Raw genomic sequence first — 14,209 nt, forward strand, 5'->3', positions numbered from 1 at the left:
ACTAAAAAACCAGTAAAAACAGTGTGGGAAGACCTTTTTAAAAATTGAAGAAATTTATGTTTTATTTAATATTATGTGAACTAAAACGTTATAGTATAGGTAATGTTGTGGTATATTTTGGTATTGTTGTAGTGTTAGATCTCTAAGATGTAGTTAACCAAACTTTGAACATGCTCTAATTTTAACTTTTTTCTTAAACGATATCTCTTTATTTCGACACTTCTTACAGAAATATTCAATAAAGGGGCAATTTCTTTAGAAGACAAGTTAAGTCTTAGATAAGTGCAAAAACGTAAATCGTGTGGTGTTAAATCAGTGTGTTTTGTCTTTATTTTCTTAAGAAAATCTTTATCCACGCTATTAAATGCTTCTTCAAAATGTTTCCAGTCGTCCTTATTATTCAGGTTTTTATCAATAATCCTTTCTACATTTTTAAGTCCTCCTTTTTCTTGTGTTGATTTTTCTATTTCTTTCTTAATCGTATTGAGAATTTCATTCTTTTTTATAATACTCATAGTAGACGAAGCTAATTCACGATTTTTACTTTCTATATCTTGTAGTAGTTTTTCATTATTCAATCTCATGATCTCTCGTTCGCTCTCTAATTCTTTAAGTTCTAACTGTTTTTTATTATCCTCGACTAATTTCTGCTTTTGCCTGGTATAATACCTTTTATATGCTCTATGTGTAAAAGTTATCGCTATAATCAACAAAATTATATAAATAATGATAGCCATTACAGATAGATACCAAGGTCTATCTATAACAAAATTATAGACAACCATATGATCACTCAGTTGATTACCTGTCTTAGTTCTCACTTTAAACGTATACTCTCCAAATGGCAAATTCTCAAAAATAATCGATGTTTTTGTAGACCACTCACTCCAATCATCATAAAAACCTTCAAGCTTATATTGAAACTTAGAGATCAAATACTTATCATACTCAGGAATATTATATGTAAACAAAATTGTATTAAGACCAGCATCAAAAACCGGATTTTGTTCTGATAACGATATTTTTTCAAAATCGGTGTGTTTTTCTTTTATAGAAACACTATTTAATACAATGTCATGGGTACCTAAATCAATCATGGATAAGTCTAAAATCATATATCCATTAGCTGTTCCCAATAAATATTCTTCTTCCTGAAGATGCATTATATTCTCATACCCTATCATTTGTTTTCTTAAAGAACTTGGAATAGGTATTTTAGTAATTTTAAGATCATCAGAAAATTGACTTTGAGAAATATAATTAATATCCTCCTTAGAAAAACTCCATAATTTTCCAGAATTATCTGTTATTAATTTCCCTGATATATACTGATCTTTTGCAAAAGCTTTACTTAAAACAGTGTCTTTACTAAACTCTTTATTCTCCTTATTATAAGTAAAAATCCCTTGCTCATTAGCATACAAAAGAGCCTCCTTGTATTTTATGATTCCTGAGTTCTTACCTTTTGACAGACTACTATCTCTAATCACTTGTTTAACAGTAGTAAAATCACCATCTAGTTTAAGTCTAAAAACTCCTTTATATTCGTGATTTATCCACAATTCGTCTTCATATAATTCTAAAAACCTGGCAGAATACCTAAACCCTTTGATACTATGTTTAAATTGCCAATTGTTATCCTTCTTTTCTAAAAGACTAAGTCCATTATACGTTCCTTGTATCAGCAATTCTGGATATCCTGGTACAGTAGCAAATTCCCAGGTTCCGGCAATAGGCGAAATCAATTTGGAAACATTAGAATTATCTATTAAAAATGTTCCGGAATTATGTCCACAAAACAACAAATCATCATGAACAAACAGACTCCATACCTGTCCATTAGTACCTTCTATAAATTGAAATGCTTCATTTGTATTTCTATTCTTATAAAACAATCCCTGATTGGTCCCCAAATAAAGAAAGTCACCTAAAACTGCAGCCGCATATGTTGCGCCAATACTGCCACGATCATCATTAAAAATTTTGATTGGTGATTTAAGATTGACACAATTAATTCCATTATCAAGAGCTAACCATATATTTTCTTCATTATCTTCAAATAAAGATAAAATGGTATTATTACTCAATCCATTGCTTTGATTAATTTGGGACAGAATTACTCCTTCCTCTGATATATGTATAACACCTTTTGATATAGTTCCTAATAAAAAGCTTTTATCCTGTAGTCTAATTGCACTATAAATTGTCGCTTTTTGAAAAAAATCAAGCTTCATTATCTCCCAGGGCTTGATCTTATCGTCTTTATATATAAAAAAACCGTTGGCGCTTGTTAGAATAATAAGCCCTTCTGAAGAGTCGGAAATATGAACAACTTTATCATTGTCTAAAATAGAAAGATCTGTAACGAGTTTGGGTTCCCCTTTCTCAATCTTAAAAATTCCTTTCTGATACTCCTGATAATAAACTACTCCATTTACATCAAACATACTGAGCATGGCCAGTTCAGCACTAATATTATTAATTTCGCCAGTGTCTGAATTATATATGTAAATTCTATGTAAGGATTGGAAAAGAACTCGGTTTCCTACATCTAAAATATACCAAAATTGCTCATCTTCAATAAGACTGTCTTTAATCGGATTGCTTAAGGATGTGTATTCTAGTTTACCATATTCATTTTTTTTCCAAAAACCAAAATCCATGTAGCACCCGGTATAAATTCGATCACCAACTACGTTAACCGATCTTATAATGGTTTTATTAGGTGTCTCATATAACTCCCAGGTGGCACCATTAAATTCTAGTAGTCCTTTGTTATTAGCTACATATATATATTTATTGTCTGATTGAGATATTGACCAATTTTGAGTTTCTCCTCCATATGCTTCCGGCAGATATGCTTCGATCGGCGGAAGTTCCTGAGATGAAACTATCAGCGATCCAATATATAATAAAAATAAAAATGTTTCTTTTAAAGATTTCAATTACCTAAAATAGATATAAGTAGATATAACAATTAAGCATACAATCACACCTACAATTTTTGTGTATTTCCAAGGAGTGATATCTACTTCTTGAGTATACAATTGTTCATATGCCGTTTCTCTAGGATACAATTTACCGATTATTAACATAATGAGTATATTCACAACAAAAAGAATAGCCATTATATGAAGAAAATGTGGGTAGGCTAGTTTTTTAGTTCTATCTATAACAACATTTACTTTATCAATACTTGCTTTTACCTCCTTTATACTCGTTTTTATGTCTGGATTTAATATGATACCTTTTTCTTTATATTCATCCTTTACATAATTAAAGGAAGTTGTCAGTTCATTCATTGATTTTGTTAACAATTTAATGGATCCTAAACCCTGATCAGAATTGTTCTTATATTCATTAATAGCTTTTAAAACATTTTTATAATCAATCGATTCTTTTAACTTTTTAATCGATTCTATATCGTCTTTTGTATTATTTTCTTTCTTATTTATTGCTTCTATAGCTTTCTCATAATCTACGGTAACCGCTTTTTCACTTGATAAATTTTGTTCTACAAAAGCTAGTTCTTGTAAAATAGATGGAGACTCTGCTTTGAGATCATTACTAATAAAATAAGGTTGTAAAACAAACTGACTTATAATATAAAGTATAGATCCAGATAATATTCCTATTTTTCCAGCAATTGCCGGAACCTTCTTTGTTAGATATCCAACGACTATAATTGTTAAAATAGGGATACTATAAATTCCGTTTACCTCTTGTAAATATTCAAATATACTTCCCGCATTTGCAATAAATGGAGCAACAAGCATTGCTAATAATGCTAATACAACTCCAAATGTCTTTCCTGCTTTCACTACTTGTTTTTCTGTAGCTTCTTTATTTATGTACTCCTTATAAATATCCAGCCCAAAAAGAGTGACTGAACTATTCAAAGCACTATTAAATGAACTGAGAATCGCACCAAATAATACAGCGGCAAAGAAACCAACAAGAGATACTGGCAACACTTTTCTTACTAGTTCAGGGTAAGCTTCATCTGCATCGCCTAATTCTCCATTAAAAATATGAAACGCAATAATTCCGGGTAGTACCACAATTATTGGTCCTAATATTTTCAAAAAAGAACCTAGCAATAAGCCTTTTTGACCTTCTTTTAGGTTTTTAGCTCCTAATGCTCTTTGTATAATTGCTTGATTTGTTCCCCAATAGAATAGTTGAACCAACATCATCCCTGTAAATATTGTCGCTACTGGTATAGATGACTCAGGACCACCGATCACCTTAAATTTATCTGGATTAGTATTCATAATCGTACTTATCCCTTCTGATATACTACCATCTCCAATCTCAATTAAACCAAAAACAGGAATCATTATTCCTCCGATCAATAGACCTACAGCATTTATAGTATCTGAAACTGCAACTGCTTTTAGCCCTCCAAAAACTGCATAAATAGATCCTATAATACCGATACCCCAAACGCAAATCCAAATTGAAGTGTCCTTAGAAATATCTAATATTTCCGGAACATCAAACATAGTTGTAATTGCAAGTGAACCTGAGTATAAAACTACTGGCAAAAATACTACAACATAACCTGTCAAAAATAGTCCTGATGTAATTGCTTTTGTTGTAGTATCATATCTGTTTTCTAAAAACTGAGGTACTGTAGAAATTCCGCCTTTCAAATATCTTGGCAACAAAAATATTGCCGTAACTACCATAGCTATAGCAGCTAACGTCTCCCAAGCCATGACTAAGACACCTTCTTTATAGGAGGCACCATTTAATCCAACAATTTGTTCTGTTGATAAATTCGTTAATAATAAAGAACCTGCAATTACTACAGCACCCAAACTACGCCCACCAAGAAAATATCCATCTGATGATGACTCATCTGTTTTCCTGGTTGCTAAATAAGATATGATTGCGACTAAAAGTGTAAAGCCAACAAATGAAAGAATGCCCATGTTTGAATTTTAATGATTTGTATAAGATCATAAAAATATCATTATTATTCAATACTGTTAACAATTATGCTAAAAAATTAAGGCTGTATAGTTTTTGTATAGTTATTTTTAAGAATATACCAAAAAATACAACCACCTTGTATTCATATCATTTTTTATAATGTATGCGATATCTCCAATAAGATAATACTCCTAAAACAGCCCATATGATCACACTATAATAAACCGATGAAGGGGTCACTACTTGATCACCACTAGCATAAGAATGTAAACCTTTCAAATAGAAATTAACTCCCATATATGTCATCATAATAGATCCGACTGCTAATACCGACATTAAATTAAAAAACCATCTGCTACGTAATCCGGGAACTAATCGCATATGTATTACAAAGGCATATACCATAATACTTATTAAGGCCCACGTTTCTTTTGGATCCCATCCCCAATATCGACCCCAACTTTCATTAGCCCACATACCGCCTAAAAAATTACCAATGGTCAGCATCACAAGTCCTATAGTTAATGCCATTTCATTGATAATGGTAATTTCTTTGATATTTAGAGCCATTTTCTTTTTATTTGATTTTGTGGTTAAAATCATTAAAATTAACGACAATACTCCCAATATTGCACCTATAAATAAAGGACCGTAACTCGCTACAATAATAGACACATGAATCAATACCCAATAAGAATCTAATACTGGCTGTAATAATGCAATCGCCGGATCTGTCCAGTTCTGATGTGCATAAAATAATATAATAGATGTTACAAAAGCCGTAGCTGCAAGTGTAAGATTACTTTTTCTTCCAAACACCAATCCTAAAGCCAACACTATCCAAGAAACATAAATCATGGTCTCATATGCATCACTCCATGGGGCATGACCAGAAACATACCATCTTGTAATTAATCCTGCCGTATGTAACATAAAAAGAATGACTACTATCCCAATAGTTCCATTAATTATAAATCGAAATACTTTTTCTGGAATGGTAAAGACTATTAAATTAAAAAAACTTAGTCTCAAACCTTTAGCATCAATGAATATTTTAAAAACAATAAAGAACATCAAGAACAAACTGACTAAAAGATAATATCTATACAAAGTTTTAAATATATCATATTTATTTAAAGCGATTTCTGCTTTTATCTTCTCATCTGTAGGTAATACTTCTCCTCCAAACTTCTGTTGAAAACTTCTGATACTCTCTATATATTGATCAGGCTTACTATAATCATTATTTGCTCTGGCTTCTTGTAATGCTTGTCTATATATAGGAATAATCTGTCTCGTATATACAGAATCCATTCCTGTGAACTTATGCTCATTAAGTTGTGGTACGGAAACCCACTTATTATTTTCATCATCTGGTACTGGGAAAATTCTAAGAATCCCTCCTCCTAATGCCTGATTTAATAAATAAAACTTTTCATGGGTTTTTAAAAAGTCCTTCTCAAAACTACTTGGCGTATTAGTACTACTGGCTTTCTCCAGGTATGGATCCAACTTATAGGTCCCATCAGGTTCTACCAAATCAATTAAAGAAACTCTTAGCTCTGACTTAGCAACCCCCAGAATTCTACGAATACTATCATTCTCTTTTTTTATCTCTATAAGAGGAACACTATACCAAATAAATGGATTCTCAACCATAGACACAAAAACCTGATCCGCAGTTAATCCTTCATAAGTATCTTTTTTACTTAACTTACGCAGTAATTCTGATGAAAATGTATTCACTGGCTTCATTCTCCCACGATCATCCTGAATTACAATACTTCCAAATTTAGCAGCATGTTCTTTACTTACTGCATTTGCCTTGATCACAGAATCAATTCTAGCTTTACTAGGTAATGTGGATATATGATTTACGTGACCCGATTGTTGTGGCTGTTGTTGTGCAAATGAAAATGTAGATATGCAGATCCCGATAAAAACCGATAATGCTTTCTTTTTAATCTTTACTTTAGCAAGTTGTTTATCTAAATCTTTAAACCTGGAACCTTTTGTAAATAGAATCAGCATAAGTCCGAGATATAATAATATATAACCTACATAAGTGATCATCGTTCCCCAATAATCGTGACTAACAGATAATACGGTACCTTTTTCATCCGGGTCAAAAGACGCCTGAAAAAAGCGATATCCCTTATGATCTAATACGTGGTTCATATAAATATCAAAAGGTTCCGGGCTTTTAGTATCTTCTATAAGTTCTACTTTACTCATATATGATTTATAAACTTTTTCTGTTCCTGGTTGCTTTTCTGCAATAAAGTCATTGAGTTTTAATGAAAAAGGCAGCTCCAGCCGTTTAGATCCATAATTAAAATACATATCTAATCCACCTAAAGAAATTTTCTGCATATCATTAGCGTATCCCTTACCTCCTAGCAATTTAACCTCTTTAGACTCTCCATTTACCGTAACACCTATAATTAATGCGTCCTGCTGTCCTTTCTCTTTTACTGCAACAGGAGTTACATCATAAATTCCTCTCATCACAGGATCCGGTATTACAAATTGCATACCTGCTGTCTGATATAGTGATCTCAGCATTAACGGCTGAACACTATCTTTTACCACAATGCCTTTTTTCTGATCAGCCATTCTCATAAACGTACCATCAAAAGGAGACTCTATAAAATATTCATCTTCATCATACGTAATATTGATAGCTCCCTTGGTTGGTTTATTAAATGCAATCAGAATATTATGGATATTAGAAACTTCTCCATCTTCTAAATAGTGTTCGTGTCGATTGCCATCACCAGCTTCTACTATTTTTAGATAATTTTTACCATCCATAGTTTCTACCAATCCCATTTCTGCACCCTGGATATAGTTTTTGTATTGAATGGTTACGGGATTGTTATTGTAATCTGTTTCTATTGTAAAATCATTAGCGGTAGCTTCTGCCAGTTCTAATGCTTCAGAAACTACTCTTCGTAAAGGTTTTCCATCAATCTCACCATCTAAAAAAGCAGTTAGATACGTTTTTTCTGAAAGAAAAGTAGCTGTTGTTTCACCTTCTCGTATTGGCATTACACCTTCATAACTAATATATCGTGTAACAAATGCACCTAATAGAATCAAAATAAAAGACAAGTGTAACAACAACGTTGCCCATTTCTCTTTTTTATAGAGTTGATATCTAACAATATTACCACAGAAATTAATCATAAACACAGCCATAATAGCCTCAAACCACCAAGTATTATAAATCCAAATTCTAGCTGCTGTAGTGCCATAATCGTCCTCCAAAAAAGTACCTATTCCCATAGAAATAGCAAAAACGATAAATAAAATTGCGGTTAATCGTGTAGAAAATAAAATATTGACCAACTTCTTCTGCATAATGCTTCTTTTTTTGCACGGCAAATTTAGTGTTTTTGCTACGATTATCTTAAATTTTCATTATTCGATTTACTCGTTTTAACAGAAGTATATAAGTTGTTATATTTTTAGCAGTAACTTCCTTATTTTAGCCACATGATTACTATTATTATTCTTGGTGCCGGGAACGTAGCTAAACATATATATACTGCTTTTACAAATCAAAAATCAGTACGCATTATACAATGCTATAATCGCAAAGGAGTTTCTATTCATAAAGATCAGAAAAAGGAAAACATAACAAAGAACTTAAGAGATCTTATTGAAGCCGATATATACATTATAGCTGTAAGTGACGATGCCATATCTGAAGTTTCTGACAATTTACCTTTTACAAATAAATTAATTGTTCATACTTCAGGTAGTGTTCCAATGTTATCCATGAATAGTGTGAATCGGAGAGGTGTTTTTTACCCCTTACAAACGTTTAGTATTAACTCTACAATTAAGTACTCCACTATTCCTTTTTGCATAGAAGCCGAAAAAGATACAGATAGATTATTGCTTAAAAAATTAGCACTGATATTATCTCCAAAAGTATATGATATTTCTTCTGAGCAACGAAGTGTATTACATGTGGCAGCAGTGTTTGTTAATAATTTTACCAACCATTTGTTTTCTGTAGGAAATCAAATTTGTTCAGAAAATGAGATTCCTTTTGAAATTTTACATCCACTTATCCAGGAAACTGCAAAAAAAATAACAGTATTAGATCCTGATAAAGCACAAACCGGACCAGCTATCAGAAAAGATAATAAAACACTACAAAGACATCTACACATATTAAAAAAAGATTCTCAAAAAGAATTATATACTCTACTCACACAATCAATACAATCTAATTATGGAAAAAAGCTATAAAGAATATCTACAACACATTACCACCTTTATTTTTGACTTTGACGGCGTATTAACCAATGGAGATGTCCTTATCACTACAGATGGAGAATTGTTAAGAACTATGAATATCAAAGATGGTTACGCCCTAAAAGCGGCTACACAGCAAGGATTCAATGTCTGCATTATTTCTGGAGGAAAAAATGAAGGTGTTAGAGAACGACTAAAAGGCCTTGGGATTACAGACATTTATTTAGGTGCACATCAAAAAGTAGATCAATTAAAAGAATACATGGAAACCCATGGTATCAAATCTGAGAATGTTTTATATATGGGCGATGACATCCCTGATTTACCTGTGATGAAAATTATAGGATTGCCAACATGCCCCCAAGATGCAGTAGCAGAAATAAAGGAAGTTTCTAAATATATCTCTTATAAAAAAGGAGGAAAAGGATGCGTTAGAGACGTAATTGAACAAGTATTAAAAGTACAAGGAAAATGGGTTGCTAATTATGATGCAAAAGCCTGAAAATGATACGAAGTACAAAGTATGAAGTATCAGATATTTAAAATAAACCTTGAAACTCTGAAACTCTCAAAACAATTAAAAAACTAAAAATGAAGCTTGTATTTGCAACAAACAATGTCAACAAGATTAAGGAAGTACAATCACTACTACCTTCGCACATTCAATTAGTTAGTCTTTCTGATATTGGTTGTATAGAAGATATTCCAGAAACCTCTGATACTATCGAAGGAAACGCACTACAAAAAGCTGAATATATTCGTACTCACTATGGCTATGATTGTTTTGCTGATGATACGGGCTTAGAAGTCAAAGCTCTTAATGGAGCACCAGGTGTATTTTCTGCAAGATATGCAGGAGATGCCAGAGATCCAGAAGCTAATATGGATAAGCTAATCATAGAGCTATCCAATAAAGAAAATAGAAAAGCACAATTTAAAACTGTAATTGCTCTGCATATAAATGGAGTATTCAATACGTTCTCAGGTATTTGTGAAGGAACTATTACAAAGCAGAAAAAAGGTGATAAAGGATTTGGCTATGATCCTGTTTTTTTACCAGATGGGTTTGATAAAACATTTGCAGAACTATCGTTATCAGAAAAAAACAATATAAGTCATAGAGGAAAAGCGATAAAACAGCTTGTAGAACATCTTACATCCAGTTAATCAACTCCTGGGAAGGCTAACATTTCTCCCATACCTACGGTAAATAACCAGTTGCCGTATATAGCGTGCTCAATAGAAACCAACGTTGTAGATTTTGTTTTCTGATAAGTAAACGCAAAAAATAAACCACCGATGAATGTAAGTAATTGCACTAAAAAACTTTTTAAGAAAATATGTGCTAAAGAAAAAAGAATAGCATTTATGAATATAAATAACCATTTATTATTAAATAGCCTCTCATATCTATCATAGAAAAAGGTTCTATAAATTATTTCCTGAGGCCAAACGGATAAGAAGGTATAGATAAATAAAATAGCAATCCACATTCCCGGTTTTTGAATAACCACAGCAAATAGTTGATCAGGAGCAACCCAGAACACATACAAACTTGTAACTACAATTACAATACTCAATTTTATAAGTGTTTCTTTCCAAAATACTTTCCAATACATTGACTCAGGTAATTTAAATTTTAAAAGACCTGATCTTTTTATTTGCATAATAACATATATAAAACCAACTAATATGAATCCTATCTTAAATTCTACAGGATAATTAAATAATAGGCTAACAGGAAGTAAAACAAATAATAGAAATAATTCTAATCCTCTTATAATCTTAGAATGTTGCATTTATTTTTTCTACTAATTTCTAAATAAAAAATTGAAACAGCAAAAAAGCCTCTTGGGGTATGAGGCTTCTTTTAATGGGGCAAAAATAGGTTTAGGCTATAAAAGGGGTAATCAGAATTATTTTAGGAAGTTCTTTCTTAATGTTATCTATATTTTATTTCTATACATCAAAAGTAATGAACCCTTAAAACAACATCACAAAATGAGTCATCAAAAATCAATTGATAATCGACAAAAAGCAGTTATAAAGGATTAAATACGTATAATTAATGTTTTTAGCTTTTATACCAGTATTTTGCTACTAATTAAATAACATATTCTATAGAAGTTATAGAATAAAAAACACAAGTAAAAAGACCATCAATATTTTCTCACTAACTTATTAATTTAACAAAACCGTTTAACAATTCCTATTGATTAATAAGAACTATAACCGTTTCGTTAAACGTAATTAATACGTTGCATACATCTTTTTAAAATCGTAACATTACATCGTTAAAAATTGCGAACTCACTCTATGGAAAGTCAAAATATTACCCCTTCAGATCCTAAAACCGAAGAAATAATTGAAAATAAGGAATTAAACATCTGGGAAGCACTGATTCCTATCGTTGCATTAGTAGGTATGTTATTTTATAATGTGTTTTTTGTTTTTGGAGATGATGCTTTAGGCGGAAGTAATCAGTTCATATTGTTATTAGGTGCTGCTGTGGCAGCAATAGTAGGTTTTTTTAATAAAGTATCCTATAAACAAATGATGGAAGAAGTGGCCAGAAATGTGCAATCAACGACTAGTGCTTTACTCATTTTATTAATGGTTGGAGCTTTAGCTGGTACCTGGCTTATTAGTGGTATTATACCCACAATGATTTATTATGGATTACAAATCCTTAATCCCACTATATTTTTAGCAGCATGTGTTATTATTTGTGCCATTATTTCTATCGCGACGGGTAGTTCCTGGACTACCTCGGCAACTGTTGGGATTGCGCTTATCGGTATCGGAAATACGCTGGGTATCTCAATAGGTATGACAGCGGGTGCGGTAATTTCCGGAGCTTATTTTGGAGATAAAATGTCACCATTATCTGACACCACTAATCTCGCTCCTGCTATGGCAGGAGGTGAATTATTTTCGCATATTAAATATATGACTTATACCACTATACCTACAGTTATTTTGACTCTTATAATATTTATTATAATTGGTTTTACACTGGATACAACCGGTAGTCCGGATATTACTGATCAACTTACTGCTATAGGTAGTGCATTTAATATTTCTCCGTGGTTATTTATTGTGCCGATAATAGTGATCGGACTTATTATTAAAAAAACTCCTCCTTTGATTGCTTTACTTGCAGGGACACTACTAGGTGCAATTGCTGCCATTGTGGCTCAACCAGATATCGTTATGAATATTGCTGGTAGTGAAACCTTAAACTTTAATACCGCCTATAAAGGTGTTATGAAAGCAATAACTGTAGATACAGGAGTAGAAACGTCCAGCAAAGAATTAAATGACTTATTTACCTCTGGAGGAATGAATGGAATGCTAGGAACTATATGGCTTATTGTATGTGCAATGGTTTTTGGTGGAGTAATGGATGCAATTGGTGCATTAGCCAGAATAAGTAAAACCTTATTAGGATGGTTTGATTCAGTTTTTGGACTTTTTGCTAGTACTGTAGTAAGTTGCCTCGCTTTAAACTTAACTGCTTCTGATCAATATCTAGCTATCGTAGTACCAGGTAGAATGTATGCTAAAGCTTTTAAAGACAAAGGGCTTGCTCCAGAAAATCTAAGCCGAACACTAGAAGACTCAGGAACTGTTACCTCCGTTTTGATTCCTTGGAATACTTGTGGTGCATATCAATCAAAAGTACTCCTTGGACAACCAGGAATGGTAGAATACATTCCATTTGCATTTTTTAATATTATAAGTCCGTTTATGACCTTACTCTTTGCTGCTTTTAGAATTAAAATAAAACAACTAAACGGGAGTTATTTAAAAAAGTAAAGGCGATTATAAAAAAGTCGAACATCTACAGCAGTCTCATGAAATTTTTATTTCATTCCTTAAGATCAATAATTGGTGTTGGTTTTTTATTTTTATCAATAGCTACAAATTTAAACAAGCCAGAAACTGCTTTTTCACGATCATAACTATACATGTCTTCCCTAAATATTTCGACCAAAACGGTACAGCTTGTCCTTCCCACTTCTTGAATTCTAGCTATTAACTCAACGATTGTTCCAGCCGGAATTGGTTTTTCAAAATCAATTTTGCCTGTAGAAATCGTTACTACTTTTTTTCTACTAAAACGAGTAGCACAGATAAAAGAAGCTTCATCCATTAATTGTAAAGCAGTTCCACCGAACAAAGTTTCATAATGATTTGTAGTATTAGGAAATACTGCTTTAAAAATTCTGGTTTCAGATTTCTGAATTAATTCATTTATAGTATTCATACAATTGAGATATAGTTTTTTCTTATGAGTATACATATCAAAGGTAAATCTTATACTCCTATATTTGCAGTATCTTTTTAAAAAGTACAGATGGAAATTATAGAAAGCCTCAAATGGCGTTATGCAACGAAAAAATTTAATACTACCAAAATTCTTCCAAAAGAGAAGATTGATTTACTTATAGAAGCTTTTAATCTTACAGCAACCTCTTATGGATTACAACCACTAAAACTGGTTATTATAAAAGACAAGAGTAAACAGGCTGATCTTACCCCTCATTCCTGGAATCAGCAGCAAATAGCAGACGCATCACATATTCTGGTAATTTGTATCGAAACTACAATAGACACTGCCTATATTGACAAACATTTTGACACGATTAAATCAATTAGAAATACTCCAGATGAGATTTTAAAGCCTTTTAAAGACCAACTTATTAACTCTTTTAAAGAAAAACATCCTGAAGAAATTTCTAACTGGGCTACAAAACAAGCATACCTAGCGATGGGTAATTTACTTACAGTATGTGCAACAGAAAAGATCGATGCTTGCCCAATGGAAGGTTTTATTCCTGAAAAATATGATGAAATATTGAATTTACATGAACTTGGACTTACATCGGTATTAGTACTACCTATAGGATATAGGGCTGATGATGATATGTTTGCAGATTTTAAAAAAGTGAGACGACCTATTAATGATACTGTAATTTTACTATAACACAATCATTAC

11 protein-coding genes are annotated in these 14,209 nt (G+C 32.0%); 6 read left to right on the forward strand and 5 right to left on the reverse strand.

Going from position 1 to position 14,209, the window contains the following annotated elements:
• Positions 1 to 134: 134 nt before the first annotated feature.
• The 3 genes from ABD816_RS09845 to ABD816_RS09855 form a co-directional block, all read right to left on the reverse strand.
• A complete protein-coding gene (locus tag ABD816_RS09845; RefSeq protein WP_344926904.1) occupies positions 135 to 2,945 on the reverse strand; it encodes a helix-turn-helix and ligand-binding sensor domain-containing protein in 2,811 nt (936 codons plus the stop codon).
• Positions 2,946 to 4,937, reverse strand: coding sequence for a solute:sodium symporter family transporter (locus ABD816_RS09850; protein ID WP_344926906.1), 1,992 nt, complete (start codon positions 4,935 to 4,937; stop codon positions 2,946 to 2,948).
• Positions 4,938 to 5,085: 148 nt separating this feature from the next.
• On the reverse strand, positions 5,086 to 8,301 hold the full coding sequence (locus ABD816_RS09855; protein ID WP_344926908.1) for a cytochrome c biogenesis protein CcsA: 3,216 nt from the start codon (positions 8,299 to 8,301) through the stop codon (positions 5,086 to 5,088).
• Between the two features lie 135 nt (positions 8,302 to 8,436).
• On the opposite strand from ABD816_RS09855, the gene ABD816_RS09860 reads away from it, so the two are divergent.
• The 3 genes from ABD816_RS09860 to ABD816_RS09870 all read left to right on the forward strand — a co-directional run bounded on the left by ABD816_RS09860 (position 8,437) and on the right by ABD816_RS09870 (position 10,374).
• Positions 8,437 to 9,201, forward strand: coding sequence for a Rossmann-like and DUF2520 domain-containing protein (locus tag ABD816_RS09860; RefSeq protein WP_344926910.1), 765 nt, complete (start codon positions 8,437 to 8,439; stop codon positions 9,199 to 9,201).
• Positions 9,185 to 9,709 (forward strand): KdsC family phosphatase, encoded by a 525-nt coding sequence (locus tag ABD816_RS09865; protein WP_344926912.1) that lies wholly within the window; start codon positions 9,185 to 9,187, stop codon positions 9,707 to 9,709. The genes ABD816_RS09860 and ABD816_RS09865 overlap by 17 nt, the downstream gene beginning before the upstream one ends.
• A gap of 89 nt (positions 9,710 to 9,798) precedes the next feature.
• On the forward strand, positions 9,799 to 10,374 hold the full coding sequence (locus tag ABD816_RS09870) for a non-canonical purine NTP diphosphatase (RefSeq protein ID WP_344926914.1): 576 nt from the start codon (positions 9,799 to 9,801) through the stop codon (positions 10,372 to 10,374).
• Here ABD816_RS09870 and ABD816_RS09875 read toward each other — a convergent pair.
• Complete coding sequence (locus ABD816_RS09875; RefSeq protein ID WP_344926916.1) at positions 10,371 to 11,006, reverse strand: CPBP family intramembrane glutamic endopeptidase; 636 nt, start codon at positions 11,004 to 11,006, stop codon at positions 10,371 to 10,373. The genes ABD816_RS09870 and ABD816_RS09875 overlap by 4 nt on opposite strands.
• A 31-nt stretch (positions 11,007 to 11,037) precedes the next feature.
• Here ABD816_RS09875 and ABD816_RS09880 point away from each other — a divergent pair, with 31 nt between their 5' ends.
• On the forward strand, positions 11,038 to 11,262 hold the full coding sequence (locus ABD816_RS09880) for a hypothetical protein (protein WP_344926917.1): 225 nt from the start codon (positions 11,038 to 11,040) through the stop codon (positions 11,260 to 11,262).
• Positions 11,263 to 11,523: 261 nt separating this feature from the next.
• Positions 11,524 to 13,026 (forward strand): Na+/H+ antiporter NhaC, encoded by a 1,503-nt coding sequence (gene nhaC / locus ABD816_RS09885; RefSeq protein WP_344926919.1) that lies wholly within the window; start codon positions 11,524 to 11,526, stop codon positions 13,024 to 13,026.
• Between the two features lie 52 nt (positions 13,027 to 13,078).
• Here the strand turns inward: nhaC and ABD816_RS09890 are convergent, their stop codons facing one another.
• Positions 13,079 to 13,477, reverse strand: a complete 399-nt coding sequence (locus ABD816_RS09890; RefSeq protein WP_344926921.1) for an acyl-CoA thioesterase — start codon at positions 13,475 to 13,477, stop codon at positions 13,079 to 13,081.
• A gap of 90 nt (positions 13,478 to 13,567) precedes the next feature.
• On the opposite strand from ABD816_RS09890, the gene ABD816_RS09895 reads away from it, so the two are divergent.
• Entirely contained in the window at positions 13,568 to 14,197 is a 630-nt protein-coding gene (locus tag ABD816_RS09895; protein WP_344926923.1) for an NAD(P)H-dependent oxidoreductase, read from the forward strand.
• The last annotated feature ends 12 nt before the right edge of the window (positions 14,198 to 14,209 follow it).

Source organism: Aquimarina addita (assembly GCF_039539305.1).
GTDB classification, from domain to species: Bacteria; Bacteroidota; Bacteroidia; order Flavobacteriales; family Flavobacteriaceae; genus Aquimarina; species Aquimarina addita.

Excerpts from the sequence above, each read along its gene's own strand:
- ABD816_RS09860 (WP_344926910.1), top strand. The coding sequence starts at position 8,437 with ATGATTACTATTATTATTCTTGGTGCCGGGAACGTAGCTAAACATATA.
- ABD816_RS09865 (WP_344926912.1), top strand. The coding sequence starts at position 9,185 with ATGGAAAAAAGCTATAAAGAATATCTACAACACATTACCACCTTTATT.
- ABD816_RS09855 (WP_344926908.1), bottom strand. The coding sequence starts at position 8,301 with ATGCAGAAGAAGTTGGTCAATATTTTATTTTCTACACGATTAACCGCA.
- ABD816_RS09895 (WP_344926923.1), top strand. The coding sequence starts at position 13,568 with ATGGAAATTATAGAAAGCCTCAAATGGCGTTATGCAACGAAAAAATTT.
- ABD816_RS09875 (WP_344926916.1), bottom strand. The coding sequence starts at position 11,006 with ATGCAACATTCTAAGATTATAAGAGGATTAGAATTATTTCTATTATTT.
- ABD816_RS09850 (WP_344926906.1), bottom strand. The coding sequence starts at position 4,937 with ATGGGCATTCTTTCATTTGTTGGCTTTACACTTTTAGTCGCAATCATA.
- ABD816_RS09870 (WP_344926914.1), top strand. The coding sequence starts at position 9,799 with ATGAAGCTTGTATTTGCAACAAACAATGTCAACAAGATTAAGGAAGTA.
- nhaC (WP_344926919.1), top strand. The coding sequence starts at position 11,524 with ATGGAAAGTCAAAATATTACCCCTTCAGATCCTAAAACCGAAGAAATA.
- ABD816_RS09890 (WP_344926921.1), bottom strand. The coding sequence starts at position 13,477 with ATGAATACTATAAATGAATTAATTCAGAAATCTGAAACCAGAATTTTT.